The sequence below is a fragment of the Microbacterium sp. LWS13-1.2 genome (assembly GCF_040144835.1).
Taxonomy (GTDB): domain Bacteria; phylum Actinomycetota; class Actinomycetes; order Actinomycetales; family Microbacteriaceae; genus Microbacterium.
On the sequence record NZ_CP151632.1, the window covers coordinates 814692 to 835544 of the forward strand.

Annotated in this window: 16 protein-coding genes; 4 read left to right on the forward strand and 12 right to left on the reverse strand. The window is 70.2% G+C overall.

Features of this window, described 5'->3' with window-relative positions; translation table 11 throughout:
- Positions 1-13: 13 nt before the first annotated feature.
- The 5 genes from MRBLWS13_RS03970 to MRBLWS13_RS03990 form a co-directional block, all read right to left on the reverse strand.
- Positions 14-1801, reverse strand: coding sequence for a penicillin-binding protein 2 (locus tag MRBLWS13_RS03970; protein WP_349427746.1), 1788 nt, complete (start codon positions 1799-1801; stop codon positions 14-16).
- Positions 1802-1858: 57 nt separating this feature from the next.
- On the reverse strand, positions 1859-2485 hold the full coding sequence (locus MRBLWS13_RS03975) for a hypothetical protein (protein WP_349427747.1): 627 nt from the start codon (positions 2483-2485) through the stop codon (positions 1859-1861).
- Positions 2482-3450 (reverse strand): 16S rRNA (cytosine(1402)-N(4))-methyltransferase RsmH, encoded by a 969-nt coding sequence (gene rsmH / locus MRBLWS13_RS03980; RefSeq protein WP_349428978.1) that lies wholly within the window; start codon positions 3448-3450, stop codon positions 2482-2484. Before rsmH ends, MRBLWS13_RS03975 begins: the two co-directional genes overlap by 4 nt.
- A 124-nt stretch (positions 3451-3574) precedes the next feature.
- Positions 3575-4006 (reverse strand): division/cell wall cluster transcriptional repressor MraZ, encoded by a 432-nt coding sequence (gene mraZ / locus MRBLWS13_RS03985; RefSeq protein WP_163620259.1) that lies wholly within the window; start codon positions 4004-4006, stop codon positions 3575-3577.
- Between the two features lie 199 nt (positions 4007-4205).
- Positions 4206-4571: a DUF3040 domain-containing protein gene (locus MRBLWS13_RS03990; RefSeq protein ID WP_349427748.1), complete on the reverse strand. Its 366-nt coding sequence runs from the start codon at positions 4569-4571 to the stop codon at positions 4206-4208.
- Positions 4572-4634: 63 nt separating this feature from the next.
- On the opposite strand from MRBLWS13_RS03990, the gene MRBLWS13_RS03995 reads away from it, so the two are divergent.
- Entirely contained in the window at positions 4635-5729 is a 1095-nt protein-coding gene (locus MRBLWS13_RS03995) for a polyprenyl synthetase family protein (protein ID WP_349427749.1), read from the forward strand.
- Positions 5730-5775: 46 nt separating this feature from the next.
- Here MRBLWS13_RS03995 and MRBLWS13_RS04000 read toward each other — a convergent pair whose 3' ends face one another.
- Positions 5776-6162 (reverse strand): Rv2175c family DNA-binding protein, encoded by a 387-nt coding sequence (locus MRBLWS13_RS04000; RefSeq protein WP_349427750.1) that lies wholly within the window; start codon positions 6160-6162, stop codon positions 5776-5778.
- A gap of 165 nt (positions 6163-6327) precedes the next feature.
- On the opposite strand from MRBLWS13_RS04000, the gene MRBLWS13_RS04005 reads away from it, so the two are divergent.
- Together MRBLWS13_RS04005 and pknB are read left to right on the forward strand one after the other, a co-directional pair.
- Complete coding sequence (locus MRBLWS13_RS04005; RefSeq protein WP_349427751.1) at positions 6328-7542, forward strand: LysM peptidoglycan-binding domain-containing protein; 1215 nt, start codon at positions 6328-6330, stop codon at positions 7540-7542.
- 77 nt (positions 7543-7619) lie between these two features.
- Positions 7620-9575, forward strand: coding sequence for a Stk1 family PASTA domain-containing Ser/Thr kinase (gene pknB, locus MRBLWS13_RS04010; protein ID WP_349427752.1), 1956 nt, complete (start codon positions 7620-7622; stop codon positions 9573-9575).
- Between the two features lie 61 nt (positions 9576-9636).
- Here the strand turns inward: pknB and MRBLWS13_RS04015 are convergent, their stop codons facing one another.
- From MRBLWS13_RS04015 to MRBLWS13_RS04025, 3 genes are all read right to left on the reverse strand, one after another.
- Positions 9637-10986: a 3-deoxy-7-phosphoheptulonate synthase class II gene (locus MRBLWS13_RS04015; RefSeq protein ID WP_349427753.1), complete on the reverse strand. Its 1350-nt coding sequence runs from the start codon at positions 10984-10986 to the stop codon at positions 9637-9639.
- A 62-nt stretch (positions 10987-11048) separates the two neighbouring features.
- The gene (locus MRBLWS13_RS04020) at positions 11049-11738 is read right to left on the reverse strand and encodes a lysophospholipid acyltransferase family protein (RefSeq protein WP_349427754.1); all 690 of its coding nucleotides are present in this window, start codon (positions 11736-11738) and stop codon (positions 11049-11051) included.
- 4 nt (positions 11739-11742) lie between these two features.
- Complete coding sequence (locus MRBLWS13_RS04025; RefSeq protein WP_349428979.1) at positions 11743-12678, reverse strand: ROK family protein; 936 nt, start codon at positions 12676-12678, stop codon at positions 11743-11745.
- Between the two features lie 153 nt (positions 12679-12831).
- Here MRBLWS13_RS04025 and MRBLWS13_RS04030 point away from each other — a divergent pair, with 153 nt between their 5' ends.
- Complete coding sequence (locus tag MRBLWS13_RS04030) at positions 12832-14658, forward strand: long-chain fatty acid--CoA ligase (RefSeq protein ID WP_349427755.1); 1827 nt, start codon at positions 12832-12834, stop codon at positions 14656-14658.
- Positions 14659-14725: 67 nt separating this feature from the next.
- Here the strand turns inward: MRBLWS13_RS04030 and MRBLWS13_RS04035 are convergent, their stop codons facing one another.
- The 3 genes from MRBLWS13_RS04035 to MRBLWS13_RS04045 all read right to left on the reverse strand — a co-directional run bounded on the left by MRBLWS13_RS04035 (position 14726) and on the right by MRBLWS13_RS04045 (position 20770).
- A complete protein-coding gene (locus tag MRBLWS13_RS04035) occupies positions 14726-15217 on the reverse strand; it encodes a peptide deformylase (protein ID WP_349427756.1) in 492 nt (163 codons plus the stop codon).
- Positions 15218-15225: 8 nt separating this feature from the next.
- Entirely contained in the window at positions 15226-17289 is a 2064-nt protein-coding gene (locus MRBLWS13_RS04040) for a MinD/ParA family protein (protein ID WP_349427757.1), read from the reverse strand.
- Positions 17290-17362: 73 nt separating this feature from the next.
- Entirely contained in the window at positions 17363-20770 is a 3408-nt protein-coding gene (locus tag MRBLWS13_RS04045) for a pyruvate carboxylase (protein ID WP_349427758.1), read from the reverse strand.
- Positions 20771-20853 lie beyond the last annotated feature (83 nt).

Here is a 20853-nt window from a genome sequence, read left to right on the forward strand (position 1 = left end):
TCGGGTGGGGAGACTACCCGAACTTGGGCAGCAGCTCCGGCGACGTCGTCGAGGGCATGACGCGGTAGGTCTTGAGCACCTGGGTCATGGCCTTCTGGAACGCGGTCGCGTTGGCCGCAGACGATGTTACCTTCGTCGGCTCGTCGAGGGTGACGACCACCACGTACTGCGGGTCGTCGGCCGGAGCGAAGCCGACCATCGTCGTGTAGTACACGCCGGCCTTGTAACCGCCGTTGACCAGGTCCGCCTTCTCGCCGGTGCCCGTCTTGCCGCCGATGCGGTACCCGGGGATCTCCACGGTCTTGGCGTACGGAGCCTGCAGGAACACGTTCTCGAGCATCTCTCGCATCTGCGCCGAGGTGCTCTCGCTGATGACACGCTCGGGCTCGGCCAGTTCCGGCTCGACGACGGTCCCATCGGGCTTGGTGCAGGATTCGATGATCTGCAGCGGCATCTTGACGCCGCCGTTCACGATCGCGCCGTACGCGCGGGCGAGCTCGGGCATCGTGGTGGTGACACCCTGCCCGAACGCGGTGTTGTAGGCGGTCTGAGCGCCCCACTCCTCGACGGGATGGATCAGGCCGTTCGCCTCGAGCGGGTACCCGCTCGAGGTGCCGTCACCGATCCCGAACTGCTTGAAGTAGTCGTAGCGCGTCTTCTTGTCGACCTTCTCGCTGAACTTCGAGATGCCGGCGTTCGACGAGTCGATCAGCACGCCGGTGAGCGTGTAGGTGTACGCCGGGTGCTGGAACGAGTCGCGCACGCGCGCTCCGTTCGGGAAGTTCTCCAGCCCCGATGCCACGACGGTCGAATCGGGCGTCTGCCCGCCGGCGTCGATGACGGTCGCGGCGGTCAGGCCCTTGAACGTCGAACCGGGCTCGAAGGTGCCGCGCAGGATCTGGCTGGTGCGATCGTCGGCGGCCGTGGCATCCACGTTGTTCGGATCGACGGTCGGATACTCGGCCGCCGCGCGCACCTTTCCGGTCTTCACCTCGTACACGAGGATCGAGCCGTGCTGCGCGGCCATGTTCTGCGTCTGCTCGGCGATCAGCTGCTGCAGGTACCAGTTCAGGTCACGGTTGATGGTGAGCTGCAGCGTGCCGCCGTCAGCCGCCGGCACCTCGGTCTCGGTACCGGGGATGACGACGCCGTCCTTGCCCCGCTCGTAGAGGCGCTCGCCGTCGGTCGCCGCGAGGCAGTCGTTCTGCGACAGTTCGAGACCTTCCAGCGCTTCGCCGTCCGTGCCCATGAACCCGACGAGGTTTCCTGCCACGGCCCCGTCGGGGTATGCGCGCGCCGGGTGGGAGACGCAGGTGATGTAGGGCATCTTCAGGTCGGCCAGAGCGCGGAACTGCTCGGTCGACACGCCGTTCTTGAGCTCGGCGTACTGGGTGTCCGGGTCATCCGCGAGCGCGGTGCCGACGATCGCGCGAACGTCCTCGGGCGTCTGCCCGGTGATCTCGGCGACGTCGTTCGACACGTCGGCCCACAGCCGCGACTCCGACTTCTCCTCCAGCACATCCGCGTCGGTCTGCGTGATGAGCAGCGGATCGAGCTGGCAGTCGTATCGCAGGATGCTGCCGGCCAGCGTCTGCCCCGTCTCGTCGACGATCGAGCCACGGGTGCCGTACAGCGTCTGCTTGCCCGCGAACGCGGTGTCGAGCGAGTCCTTGATGTGGTCGTCGGCGTTCACGACCTGGATGTCGACGAGGCGGATGATGAATCCGGCGAGGACGGCGAGGACGACGGCGAGGGCCACGACGGTGCGGCGGCGGGGACTTCTCGTGCTTCGTGTCGTCATGTGCGTCTCGTGCTCTGGTCTCGCGTTCTCGTGTCGACCGCCGGCGGTGCCGTCGGTTCAGTGTGTGCTCGGGGTGGGCAGTCCGTTGGTGAGTGGCGGCGGAGTGTTGCCGACTCCGCCGTCCGGCGTCTCGGCGATCTCGACGGGCACACCGTCGATGGTCGCGTCGGGGACGGTGACGAGGGGCGTGTCGGTGATGAGGGCGTTCGCCACCGCGCCGCGACCGATCGCGTCGACCGACGACGACCCCAAGGCCACCTCGGACGGACCGAGGATCGCGCCGTCGCTCAGCCGCAGGTAGCTCGGCGCCTCGTTGATCACCATGCCGAGGGCGGCGGCGTTCGCCGCCAGATACTGGGGCGAGCTGAGCCCGGCGACATCGTCGTAGAGGATCTGCTTCTCGTAGGTGAGGTCACGCTGCTCCTTCGACAGAGCGGCGAGCTCGTAGGTGCTCTGCGTCGTCATGATCGACAGCGACATCTGCGCGGCGGCGATGAGGAACGCCCCCATCACGGCGACGATCCCGTAGAAGAGCTTGGGTCGACGCCGGCGGGCCGGCGCGTCGACGACCTGCAGGCGCCGGCGCGGGGCGTCCGATCGATCAGGGGCGGCACTGCCGACCGGTCGGCGCGCGGCGGAGCCCGAGAGCCCGGCCGCTGTCATGGCGTTCGCGATCGTGCTCATGCGGCACCCTCCGCGTGCTCGGGCCTCACGCGCTCAGCGGCGCGGAGGCGCACCGGCGTCGCACGCGGGTTGACCGCGCGCTCCTCGTCGGTGGCGAGCTCGGCACCTTTGACGAGCAGTCGGAATCTCGGGGCGTGCTCGGGGAGTTCCACGGGAAGACCCGCCGGCGCCGTGGACGCCGATGCCTCAGCGAGGGCGCGCTTGATCAGCCGGTCCTCGAGGGACTGGTACGACAGGACGACCATGCGGCCGCCGACCGGCAGGATGCCGAGGGCCGAAGGAATGGCGCGCTCGAGCACCGACAGCTCGCGGTTCACCTCGATGCGCAGAGCCTGGAACACGCGCTTGGCGGGATGCCCCGTGCGCTGCACGGCCGCGGGCGTCGCCGCCTGCAGGATCTCGACCAGCCGGCCGGAGCGCTCGATCGGCTCCTGCGCCCGGGCCGCGATGATCGCGCGGGCATATCGGCCGGCCAGCTTCTCCTCGCCGTACCGCTCGAAGATGCGGCGGAGATCCCCCTCGCCGTAGGTGGCGAGGATGTCGGCCGCCGTCGTGCCCGCCGACTGGTCCATGCGCATGTCCAGCGGGGCATCCTGCGCGTACGCGAAGCCGCGATCGGCGACATCGAGCTGCAGCGACGAGACCCCGAGATCGAACAGGATGCCGTCGGCCGCGGCGAAGCCGCTCGAGGTGACGGCATCCGCGATCCCGTCGTAGACGGTGTGGACGAGCGTGATGCGATCGCCGAAGCGCGCCAGCCGCTCCCCCGCGATGCGCAGCGCGTCGGTGTCGCGGTCGAGACCGACGAGGTGGAGGTTCGGGAAGCGCTCGAGGAATGCCTCGGAGTGGCCGCCCATGCCGAGCGTGGCATCGACGAAGACGGCGCCGTCGTGCTGGAGGGCGGGTGCGAGCAGCTCGATGCAGCGCTCGAGCATGACCGGGGTGTGGATGTCGCGCAGGTTCATGATCGTCGGGGCCTCTGCGGGCTCCGCCCCCTGGATCCTGATCCCCATCCGCTCTGACCTGGCACCGGGGAAGTGGCGACAGGGCGGGAGCGGCTGGGAGTCGGGGTCCAGGCGACAGGGCGCGTCAGAACAGGCCCGGAATCACCTCCTGCTCCAGCTCGGCGTATGTCTCTTCGTTGGCCTCGGCATAGGTGTTCCATGCCGTGGCGTCCCAGATCTCGGCGTGAGCGCCGACGCCGGTGACGACGAGGTCGCGCTCCAGGCCGGCGTATGCGCGCAGCGGAGGGGGGATCGTGATGCGGTTCTGACTGTCGGGCTTCTCGGCACTGGCACCCGAGAGGAACATGCGCAGGAAGTCGCGCGCCTGCTTGTTCGCGAGCGGGGCCTCACGGATGCGGTCGTGCACCCGTTCGAACTCCTTCTCGCTGAACACGTACAGGCAGCGATCCTGTCCGCGCGTCACGACGACACCCCCACCAAGGTCATCGCGGAACTTGGCCGGGAGGATGACGCGTCCTTTGTCATCGAGCTTGGGTGTGTGCGTGCCCAACAGCATCGGTACATCACACCCCCTTCGTCCGGCCCCCCGGGTTGTTCGCCACTTTACTCCACTCTCCTCCACTTTGCTACTAACGGATCGCCGGACGCTCCACCGCGCCCCCCTTGCCGCGGTCCTCGGCGCGGCTTCCGGGCAACAAAAAAAGCACCGACCCGAAGGTCGGTGCTTCTCGTGCGGACTCAGCCGGCGGCGGCGCTCAGCGCTCCCCTTGCCGCTTGTCCCATCGGTCGTTCATGCGGTCCATGAACGAGGAGGCATTATGTGGTTTTGCGGGCCGGTTGGGCTCTGCCGGTATCTTGCCGGGGCCGCGACCCGGCGTGACGGCGAGGAGGACTCCGCCCAGCATCACGACGAAGCCGATCACACCGACGACGATCAATTGCTGCGAGACCCCGACGATCAGACCGCCGAGCCCCAGCAGCACGAGGACCGTGCCGTAGACGATGTTGCGATAGCTCAGGGTGCGTCCGTCGCGGGGCGCGCTGACGACATCCGCGTCGTTGCGCATGAGATGGCGTTCCATCTCGTCCAGCAGGCGCTGCTCCTGTTCGGAGAGTGGCATGCATCCCCCTCTGTACTTCGGTGGCTCGATTGTACGCGTGCCGTTCCTCACTAGGCTAGGCCCGTGTCCGCACCCGCAGAACCGATCGAAGCCATTTCCCAGCGAGTGGACATCTTCATCTCGGCTCAGCAGGAGTCCTTGACGGATGCCGGCGCCGAGGCGGCGCGGTTCGTCTCGGCCGCGGCCGATGCGGCGACGGGCGGCAAACGGCTCCGCGGGCGCTTCTGCATCGCCGGGTGGAGGGCTGTGGAGGAAGCGTCGGCCCGTGCCGGCGACGCTCCCGACCCGGTCGTGGCAGCGGCCGCGGCGCTCGAGGTCTTCCACGCCGCCGCCCTCGTGCACGACGACGTCATCGACAACTCGGACACGCGGCGCGGCCGCCCTGCGGCGCACCGTGCCCTCGAGGCGGGGCACCGCGACTCCGGGTGGCGCGGCGATGCCGACGCATTCGGCCGGTCGGGTGCGATCCTGCTCGGCGACCTCCTCGTCGCCTGGAGCGATGACCTCCTCGAAGAGGGGCTCGCCGAGACGTCGCCCGACCGCGCGGCGGCCGCCCGCCGGGAGTACGCCCTGATGCGTCGCGAGGTCACGCTCGGTCAGTTCCTCGACATCGCCGAGGAGTCCGCCTTCGTCACGGAGCCCGACGAGCGCCACGCCGAGCGGGCGCTGCGCGTGGCCTCGTTCAAGTCCGCCCGGTACAGCGTGCAGCAGCCGCTCGCGATCGGCGCGGCGCTCGCGGGAGCGGACGCTGCGCAGGCAGCCGCGCTCGCCGCGTTCGGGCATCCGCTCGGCATGGCGTTCCAGCTGCGCGACGATGTGCTGGGCGTGTTCGGCGACGAGGCCGCCACCGGCAAGCCCTCGGGCGACGACCTGCGAGAGGGCAAGCGCACGGTGCTCATCGCGTATGCGCGCGAGGCTCTCGCTCCCGGCGCGCGCCGACTCGTCGACGAGCTGATCGGCGATCCCGGCCTGGATGCCGGGCAGATCGCGTCGCTGCAGCAGACGATCGTCGAGACCGGCGCGCTCGACCGAATCGAGCGCCTCATCGCCGACTACGCACACGAGGCCGATCGCGCCCTGTCGGGAGCACGGCTCGGCAATGCTGCCGTCGGCGAGCTGCGGGATCTGGCTCGTGCGGCGACCGTCCGCACCACCTGAGTACCGGCCCTTCGGCACCCCGGAGCGGTGCGGCTGACGCTGCCGCTCAGACCACGGTGCGCGCGACCCGACGGACCTCGCTCTTGCGACCGGCGAGCAGAGCCTCGATCGGCGACATTCCGATCGACTCCTCGGGGCTCAGCAGCCAGTCGATCACCTCGTCGTCCGAGAACCCCACGTCATGGAGCACGAACACGGTGCCCCGCAGCGACGGCAGCGGGTGCCCGTCGACGATGAAAACGGCCGGGACCTTCAGGACGCCGTCGCGCTTGGATCCGACGAGGTGGAACTCGTCCAGCAGCCGGCGCACGCGGCCGAGGGGTTCGCCGAGCACCTCCACAAGGTCGGGAAGGGTGAGCCAGTCGGTCTCGAAGCGGGGCGCGTCAGAGGTCACGAAAGCAACTATCTCAGATCGCAGCGAGGCCGAGCCCATTGCACTTCAGCCACTTCTGTCACACAGGCCTCTTCTTATAACAGCCGTTGACACCATATGACTTCCGTGACACGGTTTTCGGAGTCGACTGAGGGGGGAAAACTCGTGCGACAGGTGCGGAGTACCAGGAAGAATGCCCATCGGAGCGCCGCCTCGCGGATGCTCATGGCCGGGGTTCCGGCGGCCGTCGCCGGCTCGATCGCGCTGACGCTCTCGGCCGTTCCGGCGCATGCCGCGCCGACGGATGCCGCCGCTCAGAGCGCCGACCACGTGCTACGCGGCATCCGCTCCGCGGGCCCCGCAGTGGCGACCGTCTCGGTGCCCAGGGCGCTCGCCGGACCTGCGGAGGGGATCGCCGCGCACGCGGCGGTCATCGCCGTCGCCCGCGTGACCGCTGAGGCCGCACCCGCGACGTACACCGTGCAGCGCGGTGACACCGTGAGCCGCATCGCCGCCCGCTTCGGGCTGCGCACCGCCGACGTGCTCGCGCTCAACGGCCTGGGCTGGTCCTCGACCATCTACCCGGGGCAGGTACTGAAGCTGGCCGCGGGCGCCGTCGCCGCACCTGCGCCGGCGAGCCCGGCAGCGGCACCCGCCGGCGGCTCGTACACCGTGCAAGGGGGCGACACGGTCGGCGCGATCGCGAAGCGCCACGGCGTCACCACCGACGCCGTGCTGTCGGCCAACGGGCTCGGCTGGTCGTCCATCATCTACCCCGGCCAGACGCTCACGATTCCCGGCGCCGCGGCGCCCGCCGCATCCGCTCCTGCGCCGGCTCCGGCGCCGGCTCCCGCTCCGAGCGCGCCGGCCGCCGGCACGCACACGATCTCGGCGGGCGACACGGTCAGCGCGATCGCGAAGCGGTACGGCGTGAGCATCGATGCCGTGCTGTCGGCCAACGGGCTCGATCGGTCCTCGATCATCTACCCCGGCCAGACTCTCCGGATCCCGGCATCCGCTTCCTCCGTGCCGGGGCTGACCTCGGAGCAGGTGGCCAACGCGCAGCTGATCGTGCGCATCGGCCGCGAACTCGGGGTGTCCGATCGCGGCATCGCGATCGCCCTCGGCACGGCGATGCAGGAGTCGTCGCTGCGCAACGTCACGTGGGGCGATCGCGACTCGCTCGGCCTCTTCCAGCAGCGCCCGAGCTACGACTGGGGCACCGAGGCGGAGGTGCAGGATGCCGCGCGCGCGACCCGCGCCTTCTTCGGCGGCTCGGGCGACCCGAACGGACCCCGCACGCGCGGTCTCCTCGACATCGCCGGATGGGAGGGCCTGACGTTCACGCAGGCCGCCCAGGCGGTGCAGATCTCGGCTTATCCCGACGCGTACGCGAAGTGGGAGGCGCCGGCGCACTCGTGGCTCGCTGCGCTCGGCTGATCCGGAAGCGTCACATTACGATCTCGCGGGGTGAGGCGCTCCGCTTCCTCGCAGGCCCGCGTCCGTAGACTCTCAGCGTGAGCACGAGTCAGCAGACGGACCCGCTGATCGGCCGTCTCGTCGACGGCCGGTACCGGGTGCGTGCTCGCATCGCCCGCGGCGGGATGGCGACCGTGTACGTCGCCACGGATCTGCGCCTCGAGCGGCGCGTCGCCCTCAAGGTCATGCACGGCCACCTGAGCGACGACACCGTGTTCCAGAGCCGGTTCATCCAGGAGGCCCGCGCGGCGGCCCGGCTGGCCGACCCGAACGTGGTGAACGTGTTCGACCAGGGTCAGGACGGCGACATGGCGTACCTCGTCATGGAGTACCTGCCGGGCATCACACTGCGTGAGCTGGTGCGCGAGCAGCGGCGGCTGACCGTGCCGCAGGCGGTGTCGATCCTCGACGCCGTGCTGTCGGGGCTCGCCGCCGCGCACAAGGCCGGCATCGTGCACCGTGACGTCAAGCCCGAGAACGTGCTCCTCGCCGAGGACGGCCGCATCAAGATCGGCGACTTCGGGCTCGCCCGCGCCACGACCGCGAACACCGCGTCGGGCGCGCAGCTGCTCGGCACGATCGCCTACCTCGCTCCCGAGCTCGTGACCCGTGGCACCGCCGACGCGCGCAGCGACATCTATGCCATCGGCATCATGCTCTACGAGATGCTCACCGGTGAGCAGCCCTACAAGGGCGAGCAGCCGATGCAGATCGCCTTCCAGCACGCGACCGACTCCGTGCCGCGGCCGAGCGTCAAGAATCCGGGCGTGCCCGAACCCCTCGACGAACTCGTGCTGTGGGCGACCGAGAAGTCGCCGGATGAGCGCCCGCTCGACGCGCGCGAGATGCTGCAGCGCCTGCGCGACATCGAGCGCGAGCTCGGCATCTCCCCCGTCGTCGCGCGCACCGGTCCGATCGGGATCGTGCGCGACGACACCACGGCCACGGGTGAACTCACCGCAGTGCTGCCGGGCACGCCGACCGGGCCCACCGCCGCGATGGAAGAGGTCGACAACGCCGGCCGCCTTCGCCGCGCCACGCAGCGCCGCCGCTCGCGAGGCGCCTGGCTCATCGTGCTCGTGCTGCTGCTCGCGGCTCTCGCGGGCGGCCTCGGGTGGTGGTTCGGCTCGGGACCCGGATCCCTGGTGGCTGTCGCCGATGTCACGGGGAAGACGTTCGACGAGGCATCCGAGATCCTCGCTGCGGACTCCCTCGTCGCCGTGCAGCAGGGCGAGAACAGCCTCGAGGTCGCCGCCGGGCAGGTCATCCGCACGAACCCCCCGCAGGGCACACGCGTCGACAAGGACACCGAGGTGAACGTCTTCGTCTCGCTCGGTCCGGCCGAGGCCACCTTCGCGTCGTTCGCCGGCATGTCGGAGGCCGATGCCCGATCGGCCTTCACGGCGCAGTCCGTCTCGGTCGCCGACGACAGCGCCGCGTTCTTCACGGATGCCGCCGCCGGGACCGTCATCGGCGCCTTCGTCCGGCCCGTCGGCGCACCCGACGACGGTTCGCAGGACGTCCCGTGCATCGACGGGTGCACCGTGCACCAGGGTGACAGCGCCCGGCTCCAGGTGTCGCTCGGCCCTCTGCCCGACGTCTCGGGCGAGAGCGAGGGCAAGGCCCGCAGCACCCTCGAGGGCCTTGAGCTGGTCGTCGCGGAACCGAGCCAGACCGAGGCGAGCGACTCGGTCGACGAGGGCCGCGTCATCCGGGTCATCGGCAAGGAGGACGGCGGCTGGCTCGCCCCGGGCGACACCGTGACCCTCGTGGTGTCGACGGGTCCCCCGTTGTTCGCTGTGCCGGATCTCGTCGGCATGACGCTCGCCGAAGCCCGCAACGCGGCCACCGATGCCGGCTTCACCATCGACTACGACGCCCGCTGGGATGCCTTCCCCGATCCGTTCACGCAGGTCGAATCGCAGAAGCCCGATGCCGAGGACCTGGAGCCCCGCGGCACCGTGATCTCCCTGCGCATCGCCGCTGCGCTCTGACCGCAGATACAGCGAAGATCCCGGATGCCTCGGCCGAGGCATCCGGGATCTTCTGCGTGTGTCAGGCGCGAGCGGTGAGCTTCTCGAGCTCTTCGGCGACGAGGAAGGCCAGCTCGAGCGACTGCATGTGGTTCAGGCGCGGGTCGCAGAGCGACTCGTACCGCGTGGCGAGGGTGGCCTCATCGATGTGCTCGGAGCCGCCCAGGCACTCGGTGACGTCGTCGCCGGTGAGCTCGACGTGGATGCCGCCCGGGAATGTGCCGACCGCGCGGTGCGCCTCGAAGAAGCCGCGCACCTCGTCGACGACGTCGTCGAAGCGACGCGTCTTGTAGCCGGTGGGCGTGGTGATGCCGTTGCCGTGCATGGGGTCGGTGACCCACAGCGGGGTGGCGCCGGAATCGCGCACGGCCTGCAGGAGCGGCGGCAGCGCGTCGCGGATCTTGCCCGCGCCCATGCGCGTGATGAACGTGAGACGGCCGGGCTCTCGGTTCGGGTCGAGCTTGTCGATGAGCGCCAGCGCCGTCTCGGGCGTCGTCGTCGGCCCGAGCTTCACGCCGATGGGGTTGCGGATCTTCGAGAAGTAGTCGACGTGCGCGCCGTCGAGATCACGGGTGCGCTCACCGATCCACAGGAAGTGGGCCGACGTGTTGTACGGCGTGTCGGTGCGCGAGTCGATCCGCGTCATCGGCCGCTCGTAGTCCATGAGCAGGCCCTCGTGACCGGTGTAGAACTCGACGCGCTTGAGCTCGTCGAAGTCCGCGCCGGCAGCCTCCATGAACCTGATCGCACGGTCGATCTCGGTCGCGAGACGCTCGTACTGCTGGTTCGCGGGGTTCTGCGCGAAGCCCTTGTTCCAGGAGTGCACCTCGCGGAGGTCGGCGAAGCCGCCCTGCGTGAACGCGCGGATCAGATTGATGGTCGACGCCGCCGTGTGGTAGCCCTTCAGCAGCCGCTGCGGGTCCGCCTGGCGCGAGCCTTCAGTGAAGTCGTAGCCGTTGACGATGTCGCCGCGGTAGGCCGGCAGCGTGACATCGCCGCGCGTCTCGGTGTCGCTCGAGCGCGGCTTGGCGAACTGACCCGCCATGCGACCCATCTTCACGATCGGCATCGATGCGCCGTACGTGAGCACGACGGCCATCTGGAGCACCGTCTTGATGCGGTTGCGGATCTGCTCGGCGGTCGCCCCCGCGAAGGTCTCGGCGCAGTCGCCGCCCTGCAGCAGGAACGCGCGGCCCGACGCGGCACGGGCGAGACGGTCACGCAGGTTGTCGACCTCACCCGCGAACACCAGCGGGGGCAGTGTGGCCAGCTCAGCGGATGCCGCGACCGCCGCCTCGGCGTCATACCACTGGGGCTGCTGCTTGATGGGCAGGGTCCGCCAGTGGTCGAGTGCGTCGAGCTGCTGAAGCATCCCTCGAGTCTAGCCGTGACGAGGTCGGCGCCGGCGCCGCGTGACGCCCGTTCGCCGGGCGGTCAGCGAGTCTTCTTCTTGAGGCGGTCCTTGACCGTCGACGCGTAGACGTCCTCGTACTCCTGCTCGCCCAGCCGCTGCAGCGCCACCATGATCTCGTCGGTGATCGAGCGCAGGATGTAGCGATCGCCCTCCATGCCCGCGAACCGCGAGAAGTCGAGGGGCTCGCCGACGACGATGCCCACCCGCACGATGCGCGGGATCGTGGTGCCGATCGGCATCATCGTGTCGGTGTCGACCATCAGCACCGGCACCACCGGGACGTGCGCCTCGAGCGCCATGCGCGCGATGCCGGTGCGGCCGCGGTACAGCTTGCCGTCGGGGCTGCGCGTGCCCTCGGGGTAGATGCCGAGCAGATCCCCGCGGCCCAGCACCTGCAGGCCGGTGTTGAGCGAGGCCTCCGAGGCTTTGCCGCCAGAGCGGTCGATCGGAAGCTGCCCCGTGCCCTTGAAGAACATGCGCGTCGCCCAGCCCTTGAGGCCCTTGCCCGTGAAGTAGTCGCTCTTGGCGAGGAACGACACCGAACGGTCGAGCATCAGCGGCAGGAAGATCGAGTCGACGAACGACAGGTGGTTGCTGGCAAGGATCGCGGCTCCCTCTGCGGGGACGTTGCGCCGGCCGACGATCCACGGGCGCCAGATCGCCTTGACGATCGGCCCGATGACCACGTACTTCATCAGCCAATAGAACATCCCGCTACGCCTCTGTGCCGGCGAGGTCGGCGGCGCCGATCAGGCCGGCGTCGTTGACGAGCCTCGCGATGGCGAAGGTCGCGATCGGCCGGTCGCCGTAGCCGGGCAGCGACCGCTCGTACGCCAGGCGCATCGGCTCGAGCAGCGCATCGCCGAGTTGGGCGACGCCGCCGCCGATGACGAACAACTCGGGGTCCAGCACCGCCTGGAAGCCGCCGCACGCCTCGCCGAGCGCGGTCGCGACGCGGCGCAGGGCCTCTGCGGCGCCGGCGTCCCCGGCGAGGACCAGGCGCGAGACGGCCGGGCCGCTGATCGAGCCGTGCTCGGCGCGGTGGGCGGCCAGGGCCGCGCCGATCCCGCCGGCGTCGGCGATCTCACCGGCCTCGCGCTGGAGCGCGCGGCCGGAGGCGTACTGCTCGAGGCAGCCGTGCTGTCCGCACCCGCAGAGCAGGCCGTCCCGGATGAAGCGCGTGTGGCCGAGCTCTGCGGCGATGCCGTGGCCGCCGCGGAACAGTTTGCCGTCGAGGACGATGGCCCCGCCGACGCCCGTGCCCATGGTGAGCATGACCATGTGGTCGACGTCGCGTCCGGCGCCGAAGCGGAACTCGGCCCAGCCGGCGGCATTCGCGTCGTTCTCGATCGTGACCGGGAGGCCGATGCCGTCTTCGAGCGTCGCCTTCAGCGGCTCGTTGTGCCAGGCGATGTTCGGTGCGTGGATGACGGTGGCGCGGTCGCGGTCGATGAAGCCGGCGGCCGCGACGCCGACGGCGGCGACCCGGTGGGTCGCGCGGAAGTACCGGGCCATGTCGACCACGGCCTGCGCGAGCGCGGCCGTGTCGGTCGGCGTGTCGACACGGAGCTGTTCGACGATGCCGCCGTCGGAGTCGACGACGCCTCCCGCGATCTTGGTTCCGCCGATGTCGATACCGACCTTGAGCACGATCTCCCTCTCCGGCCGCCGCACGTACGACAGCGCCTTGAAGTCTATCCAGGCGGTCTTCGTCCACACCCGCCACTGTCCGCGATGTGACGGCCGATTAGACTCGGATGAGATCCACCCGAGATTCATCCGTCCGGTACCGAAGGAGCTGCCGTGGTTCAGTTCGAAGTCCCTGCCATAGTCCCCGCCGATCCGCAGGCAAACGTCACCGACCTGCTGGTCGAGCGCGTCAAGGCGACGCCCGACCGCGCGCTGTTCGCCGTGCCCGATGGCGACGGCTGGCGCGACATCACCGCGGCCGAGTTCCAGAAGCAGGTCATTGCGCTCGCCAAGGGCTTCGTCGCCGGAGGCATCGAGCCCGGAGACAAGGTCGGCTTCATCGCCCGCACCACGTACGACTGGACGCTGGTCGACTTCGCCCTGTTCTATGCCGGTGCCGTGATGGTACCGATCTATGAGACCAGCTCGACGGCGCAGATCGCGTGGAACCTGACCGACTCCGGTGCGATCGCGATCATCACCGAATCGTCCGATCACACTGCCCGCTTCGCCGCGGCGCGCGACGAGCTGCCGCTCATCCGCGCCGCGTGGGAGATGCACAGCGGCGACCTCGACCGGCTCATCGCCGAGGGCGCCGGCGTCTCCGACGACGAGATCGAGCGCCGGCGCAGTATCGCCAACGGCGCCGACATCGCCACGCTCATCTACACGTCGGGCTCGACCGGGCGCCCCAAGGGGTGCGTGCTCACGCACAGCAACTTCGTCGAGCTCACCCGCAACGCGACGCTGTCCAACCAGGAGGTGTTCGCCACCCCGGGCGCGTCGACCCTGCTGTTCATCACGACCGCGCATGTGTTCGCGCGGTTCATCTCCATCCTCGACATCCACGCCGGTGTGAAGACCGGGCACCAGCCCGACACCAAGCAGCTGCTGCCCGCGCTCGGCTCCTTCAAGCCGACGTTCCTCCTCGCCGTGCCGCGCGTCTTCGAGAAGGTGTACAACTCCGCCGAGCAGAAGGCCGAGGCCGGCGGCAAGGGCAAGATCTTCCGCGCCGCTGCGCACACGGCGGTCGAACACTCCCGTCTGAAGCAGGAGGGCAAGAAGGTCCCGCTGGGCACGAAGATCAAGTTCGCGCTGTTCGATCGGCTCGTCTACAGCAAGCTCCGCACGGCCATGGGCGGCAACATCGCCTACGCGGTCTCGGGCTCCGCGCCGCTCGGCCCCCGCCTCGGGCACTTCTTCCATAGCCTCGGCGTCACCATCCTCGAGGGCTACGGCCTGACCGAGACCACGGCGCCGGCGACCGTCAACCAGGCCCGCAAGTCGAAGATCGGCACGGTCGGCCCCGTGATCCCCGGCGTCGGCATCCGTCTCGGCGATGACGGCGAGATCCAGGTGCGCGGAATCAACGTGTTCAAGGAGTACTGGCGCAACCCCGAGGCGACGGCCGACGCCTTCGACGGCGACTGGTTCAAGACCGGCGACATCGGGGCGTTCGACGACGAGGGCTTCCTCACGATCACCGGTCGCAAGAAGGAGATCATCGTCACCGCCGGCGGCAAGAACGTCGCGCCCGCCGCTCTGGAAGACCCGATCCGCGCCAATCCGATCGTCGGCCAGGTCGTCGTCGTCGGCGACCAGAAGCCGTTCATCGCCGCGCTGGTGACGCTCGACCCCGAGATGCTGCCGACGTGGCTGTCGAACAACGGCCTGTCCGCCGACATGTCCCTCGCCGATGCCGCGAAGAACGACGCGGTGCGCGCCGAGGTGCAGCGTGCGATCGATCGCGCCAACACGACGGTGTCCCGCGCGGAGTCGATCCGCAAGTTCACGATCCTTCCGAGCGAATGGACCGAGGCCAGCGGTCACCTGACGCCCAAGATGAGCATCAAGCGCAACGTGATCCTCGCCGACTTCGCCGGCGACATCGAGGAGATCTACGCCGTGCCGGTGAACACCACGAACGTCTCGCTCTCGTAACTCCGGCGACGGATGCCAGAAGCCCCGGGCCCTCCAGGACCCGGGGCTTCTGTTCATCCGGCCCGCGTCAGAACCAGTCGGACTCGCGGATCTCGCGCATCGCGATGCGGCGCTCCTCGGGGGTGAGCCGCTTCAGGTAGAGCATGCCGTCCAGGTGGTCCGTCTCGTGCTGCAGCGCCTGGGCGAGCAGCCCCTCCCCCTCCAGGACGAGCTCGTTGCCGTCGAGGTCCATGCCCACGACCTTCGCCCAGGGGTAGCGGACCGCGTCGTGCCAGAGCCCCGGCACCGACAGGCATCCCTCGCCGATGGCCTCGGGCTCGCCCGACACCTCCACCAGCACGGGGTTCAGGACGTACCCGATGTCGCCGTCGATGTTGTAGCTGAAGGCCCGCAGGCCGACGCCGATCTGGGGTGCCGCCACACCGGCGCGGCCGGGGAGCTCGACGGTGTCGAGGAGGTCGCGGACGAGGGCGCGCACGCCGTCGTCGATCTTCTCGATGGGCGCGCTGACCGCCGTGAGAACGGGGTCGCCGAAGACACGGATGGGACGAACAGCCATCGGGTGCCTCAGGCCGCCGGCGCGAGCGAACGGAGGCCCTCTACCACGGTCGCCGCGAGAGCACGTGCGGCATCCCGCGTCGCGGGCTGCAGCTCGCGGAACACGATGGCGCTGCCGGCCGCGATGTGGGCGTCGTAGGGGACGCGCACCACGGCGCGCACGCGGGAGCGGAAATGCGACTCCAGCTCGTCGAGCTGTACGAGCGGCTGCCCGGGGCGTGCGTTGTTGAGCACCACGACGGCGCTGCGCACCTTGTCCGCGTACCCGTTCGTCTCGAGCCACGTGAGCGTCTCCGACGCGAGGCGCGCCTCGTCGACGCTCAGCCCGGCGACGATCACGAGCTGGTCGGCGAGATCGAGCGTGGCGCCCATCACCGAGTGCACGATGCCGGTGCCGGTGTCGGTGAGCACGACCGAGTAGTAGTGGGCCGCGAGTGCCGCGACGTTCCGGTAGTCGGCGTCGTTGAACGCCTCCGAAACGCGGGGGTCGGCATCGGAGGCGACGACGTCGAGCCGGGTCTCGTCGCGCGCGACGATGTTCGAGAGGTCGTTGAAGCCGACGACCTCGGGGCTGATGCGCACCAGGTCGCGGACGGTCTTGCCGCTGTCCCTCGAGATCCGCTCGGCGAGGGTCCCCCGGTCCGGGTTCGCATCCATCGCGATGACGCGGTCGTCGCGTGCGTCCGCCAGCGCCTGGCCGAGCAGCGCGGTGACGGTCGTCTTACCGACGCCGCCCTTGCGCGACAGCACCGGTACGAATCGCGCGCCGCCGGTCAGGGGCGCTGCGATGCGACGGTCGAGATCCTTGCGCGCCTTCGCGCGTTTGCTGTCGCCGAGGTTGATGCGCCGACCCGAGATCGAGTAGACGAAATGCTGCCAGGCGCCCTCGGGCTCTGGCCGCACGACCTGGTGGGGGTCGAGCAGCCGGTCGGCGGTGAGCAGGTCGGCGGTCTCGCGGTCGGCTTCGAACTCACCCAGGCGCTTCGACGACAGGGTGACGTCTGCGCGCGGGAATGCGGCGCGCTCGACGGCCGAGCGCTCGACGACGGGCTGCGCCCCGGTGTGGTTCGCTGCGCGGCGTGTCGCGGGCGTCGGGCCTGTGGCGGTCTTCGCGGCAGCGGCGGCGGCCGAGACCGACGGCGGTGCGGGCGACGTCGGGGGCGCGGATGCCGCGGCCGCGGCATCCGTCGTGCCGGCGTCCTCGCCGTTGTCGGCCGGGGTCTTCGCGCTCATAGGCTCCTCCGCGGTGTCGTCGGTCGCGATGACATCGTCTCCCGTTGCGGCGTTCTCCGCCAGAGCGGCTTCGACCTCTTCCTCGGCGAGGACGATGTCGAACTCGGCGGGATCGAACTCTTCATCGAAGTCCGCGTCCTCGAACTCGACGGCGTCGAAGTCGACGACCTCGAACTCATCGACGGCACGCTCGGCGGCGGCGGGCTCGGCGGTGACGGCCGCCGCGGCAGGCTGGTCGCCGGCGGGCTCGGACTCCTCGGACTCGGGCTCAGCGGCTTCGAACGCGGGCTCGATGCTCTCCGCTGCGACACCCGGCTCGTCCTCGACGACGTACGCCGCCGAGGCCGCGTCCTCGGCGGCCACGGGGGCAGCCGCCTGCTCGTCCGCCTGGTGCTCCTCGGCATGGACCGTCTCGGCCTGGTACTCCTCGGCCTGGGCCGTCTCGGCGGCCTCGAGCACCTCGAGCACCTCGTCGGCGTCGGCGATGTCCTCCACCGGGGCCGCGGCCGCGAAGCCTTCGCCCTCGATGGTCCACTCCTCGAGATCGGCGTTCGTCTCGATGATCTCCGCCTCGGTCGTGTCGGCCGGATACTCCGCGGCCGGCGCGGACGCGATGACGGGAAGGTCCGCGTCGGCGGGGATCTCGATGATGAACGGCACCTCGTCGTCGATGACGTCGTCATCGGCAAGGTCGTCGTCGGACTCGGACGGCAGCTCGACGTTCACCTGCGCCGTCGCACCACCCAGGATGCCGAGACCGGTCGTGTCGATGCTGCCCGTCTCGGAGAGCACCCCGTTCTCGGGCTCGTCGGGCGTGTGTTCGGTGCGATCGGGCGTCACTGCGAAGTTCTCCTGGGAAGACGGCGCCTGTGCCGGTGCCGGGGCGCATATCGGGCGTATGCCGCCCTCCAGGCTACTGGGCGGGACGGATGACGACCAAAAGGTCGCCCGCATCGACCTGCGCGGTCGCGGCGATCGCGAGGCGGTCGACGACGCCGTCGACGGGTGCAGTGATGGCCGCTTCCATCTTCATGGCCTCGATCGACGCCACCGGCTCCCCCGCTGTCACGGTGTCGCCGACGGCCGCCTTGAGCGTGACGACGCCCGAGAATGGTGCCGCGACCTGCCCGGGCTTCGTGGTGTCGGCGCGCTCTACCTGGCGCGCCTCGACCGTGATGCTGCGATCGCGCACGAACACCGGGCGCAGCTGGCCGTTGAGGGTCGTCATCACCGTCCGGATGCCCTTGGGGTCGGCCTCGCCGATCGCCTCGAGCCCGACGTACAGCTGGACGCCCGGGTCGATCTCGGCGACGTGCTCCTCCCCCGGCTTGAGGCCGTAGAGGTAGTCGGGCGTGCCGAGCGCGGTCAGATCGCCGTACGCCTCGCGGTTCTTCTCGAACTCGCGTGCCGGGCCAGGGAAGAGCAGCCGGTTCAGCGTGCGACGGCGCAGCGCCGTGTCGCCGCCGAGGCCCTCGCGCTCGTCGGCGGTCAGCTCGGGCACGTCGATCGAGATCGTGCGACCCTCGAGCACCTTGGTGCGGAACGGCTCCGGCCACCCGCCCGGCAGATCGCCCAGCTCGCCCGCCATGAAGCCCACCACCGAGTCGGGGATGTCGTAGTTCTGCGGGTTCGCCTCGAAGTCGGCGGGATCGGCGCGCACCGCGACCAGTGCCAGCGCGAGATCGCCGACGACCTTCGACGACGGCGTCACCTTCGGGATGCGGCCCAGGATCCGGTCGGCGGCGGCGTACATGTCCTCGATGAGCTCGAAGTCGTCGGCGAGGCCGAGCGCGATCGCCTGCTGGCGGAGGTTCGAGAGCTGTCCGCCCGGGATCTCGTGGTGGTAGACGCGGCCCGTCGGCGAGGCCAGTCCCGACTCGAACGGGCGGTACAGATGGCGCACGGCCTCCCAGTACGGTTCCAGGTCGCTCACCGCCTGCAGGCTCAGGCCGGTGTCGCGATCGGTGTGCGCGAGGGCGGCGACGAGCGCCGAGAGCGACGGCTGGCTGGTGGTTCCCGACATCGGCGCCGCCGCGGCGTCCACGGCATCGACACCAGCGGCACTGGCCGCGAGGAGGGTCGCGAGCTGGCCGCCTGCGGTGTCGTGCGTGTGCAGGTGCACCGGCAGGTCGAAGTTCTCGCGGAGCGCCGTGACGAGCTTCGCGGCGGCGGCCGGGCGCACCAGCCCTGCCATGTCCTTGATCGCCAGGATGTGCGCGCCCGACTCGACGATCTGCTCGGCGAGACGCAGGTAATAGTCGAGCGTGTAGAGCTGCTCCGCCGGGTCCAGCAGGTCGGAGGTGTAGCAGAGCGCCACCTCGGCGATCGCCGTGCCGGTCGAGCGCACCGCGTCGATCGCCGGACGCATCTGCGACACGTCGTTCAGCGCGTCGAAGATGCGGAAGATGTCGACGCCGGTGGCCGCGGCCTCGCGCACGAACGCGTCCGTCACCTCCATCGGGCGCGGTGTGTAGCCCACCGTGTTGCGGCCGCGCAGCAACATCTGGATCGGGATGTTCGGCATCGCCTCGCGCAGCGCCTCGAGACGCTCCCACGGGTCCTCGGCGAGGAAGCGCAGTGCGACGTCGTAGGTCGCACCGCCCCACGCTTCGACCGACAGCAGCTCGGGCGTCATCCGCGAGACGTGCGGACCGACCCGCACGAGGTCGCGCGTGCGCACCCGGGTGGCGAGCAGCGACTGGTGGGCGTCGCGGAAGGTCGTCTCGGTGACGGCGAGGGCGCTCTGCTCGCGCAGCGCGCGGGCGAACCCCTCGGGGCCGAGCTCGCGCAGCCGGGCGATCGCGCCGGCGGGCGGCGCGGCGGCGAGGTCGATCTCGGGCAGCTTGCTGCCCGGCGAGACCGACAGGGGCTTGTCGCCGTAGGGGCGGTTGACGGTGATGTCGCCGAGCCAGTTCAGCAGCTTGGTCGCCCGGTCGCGCGACGGGTTGCTGGTGAGCAGCTCGGGGCGCTCGTCGATGAACGACGTGCTCACGTCGCCCGCGATGAACGCGGGATCGTCGAGGACGGCACGGAGGAACGGGATGTTGGTGGAGACGCCGCGGATGCGGAACTCCGCGAGTGCTCGGCGGGCGCGGGCGACGGCGGCCGGGAAGTCACGGCCGCGGCAGGTGAGCTTCGCCAGCATCGAGTCGAAGTGCGGGCTGATCTGCGAGCCGGCGGCGGTGGTGCCGCCGTCCAGGCGGATGCCGGCGCCGCCCGGCGAGCGGTAGGTGGTGATGCGGCCGGTGTCGGGCCGGAACCCCTGCGATGGGTCCTCGGTCGTGATGCGGCACTGCAGCGCGGCTCCGCGCAGCTGGATGCGGTCCTGCGTGAGGCCGAGCTCGGCGATCGTCTGCCCGGCGGCGATGCGCATCTGCGACTGCACGAGGTCGACATCCGTCACCTCCTCGGTGACGGTGTGCTCGACCTGGATGCGGGGATTCATCTCGATGAAGACGACCTCCCCGGTGCGAGGACCGGCCGTCTCGAGGAGGAACTCGACCGTTCCCGCGTTCTCGTAGCCGATCGACCGGGCGAAGGCCACGGCGTAGCCGTGCAGCGCGTCCCGGACGGCGGGGTCGAGGTTGGGCGCCGGGGCGATCTCGATCACCTTCTGATGGCGACGCTGCACCGAGCAGTCGCGCTCGAACAGGTGCACGGTCTCGCCCGTCGCGTCGGCGAGGATCTGCACCTCGACGTGGCGCGGGCGCTGCACGGCCTGCTCGAGGAAGACGCGGGCGTCGCCGAAGGCGCTCCCTGCCTCGCGCATCGCCTCGGCGAGTGCCGGGGCGAGCTCCTCGCTGCGCTCGACGCGCCGCATCCCGCGTCCGCCGCCGCCGGCGACGGCCTTGACGAAGATCGGGAAGCCGATCTCGTCGGCCTCGCCGAGCAGGGCGTCGACGTCGTCCGAGGCCTCGGTCGAGCGCAGAACGGGCACGCCCGCCGCGACCGCGTGGTGCTTGGCGGTGACCTTGTTGCCGGCCATCTCGAGCACCTTGGCGGGCGGACCGATGAAGGCGATGCCGTTCGCGGCCGCCTTCTCGGCGAGCTCCGGGTTCTCGGACAGGAAGCCGTAGCCCGGGTAGATCGCGTCCGCGCCGGCCTCTTTCGCGACGCGCACGATCTCGTCCACATCGAGGTACGCGCGGACCGGATGGCCCTTCTCGCCGATCTCGTACGACTCGTCCGCCTTCTGCCGGTGCAGCGAGCCGCGGTCCTCGTACGGGAACACCGCCACGGTGCGGGCCCCCAGCTCATACGCGGCGCGGAAAGCCCGGATGGCGATCTCGCCTCGGTTCGCGACCAGGATCTTGCGGAACATTCGACCTCCGTGAGCGGCGGCGCGGGTGGGCCTCTGGAAACAGGCTGAGTGTGCTCACAGCCTAGGGGACGGTAACGTGGTGC

Bases quoted from the DNA above. Each gene is read 5' to 3' on its own strand.
- MRBLWS13_RS03970 (WP_349427746.1), bottom strand. From the start codon at position 1,801: ATGACGACACGAAGCACGAGAAGTCCCCGCCGCCGCACCGTCGTGGCC.
- MRBLWS13_RS03975 (WP_349427747.1), bottom strand. From the start codon at position 2,485: ATGAGCACGATCGCGAACGCCATGACAGCGGCCGGGCTCTCGGGCTCC.
- rsmH (WP_349428978.1), bottom strand. From the start codon at position 3,450: ATGAACCTGCGCGACATCCACACCCCGGTCATGCTCGAGCGCTGCATC.
- mraZ (WP_163620259.1), bottom strand. From the start codon at position 4,006: ATGCTGTTGGGCACGCACACACCCAAGCTCGATGACAAAGGACGCGTC.
- MRBLWS13_RS03990 (WP_349427748.1), bottom strand. From the start codon at position 4,571: ATGCCACTCTCCGAACAGGAGCAGCGCCTGCTGGACGAGATGGAACGC.
- MRBLWS13_RS04000 (WP_349427750.1), bottom strand. From the start codon at position 6,162: ATGGGCTCGGCCTCGCTGCGATCTGAGATAGTTGCTTTCGTGACCTCT.
- MRBLWS13_RS04005 (WP_349427751.1), top strand. From the start codon at position 6,328: ATGGCCGGGGTTCCGGCGGCCGTCGCCGGCTCGATCGCGCTGACGCTC.
- MRBLWS13_RS04015 (WP_349427753.1), bottom strand. From the start codon at position 10,986: ATGCTTCAGCAGCTCGACGCACTCGACCACTGGCGGACCCTGCCCATC.
- MRBLWS13_RS04020 (WP_349427754.1), bottom strand. From the start codon at position 11,738: ATGTTCTATTGGCTGATGAAGTACGTGGTCATCGGGCCGATCGTCAAG.
- MRBLWS13_RS04035 (WP_349427756.1), bottom strand. From the start codon at position 15,217: ATGGCTGTTCGTCCCATCCGTGTCTTCGGCGACCCCGTTCTCACGGCG.
- MRBLWS13_RS04045 (WP_349427758.1), bottom strand. From the start codon at position 20,770: ATGTTCCGCAAGATCCTGGTCGCGAACCGAGGCGAGATCGCCATCCGG.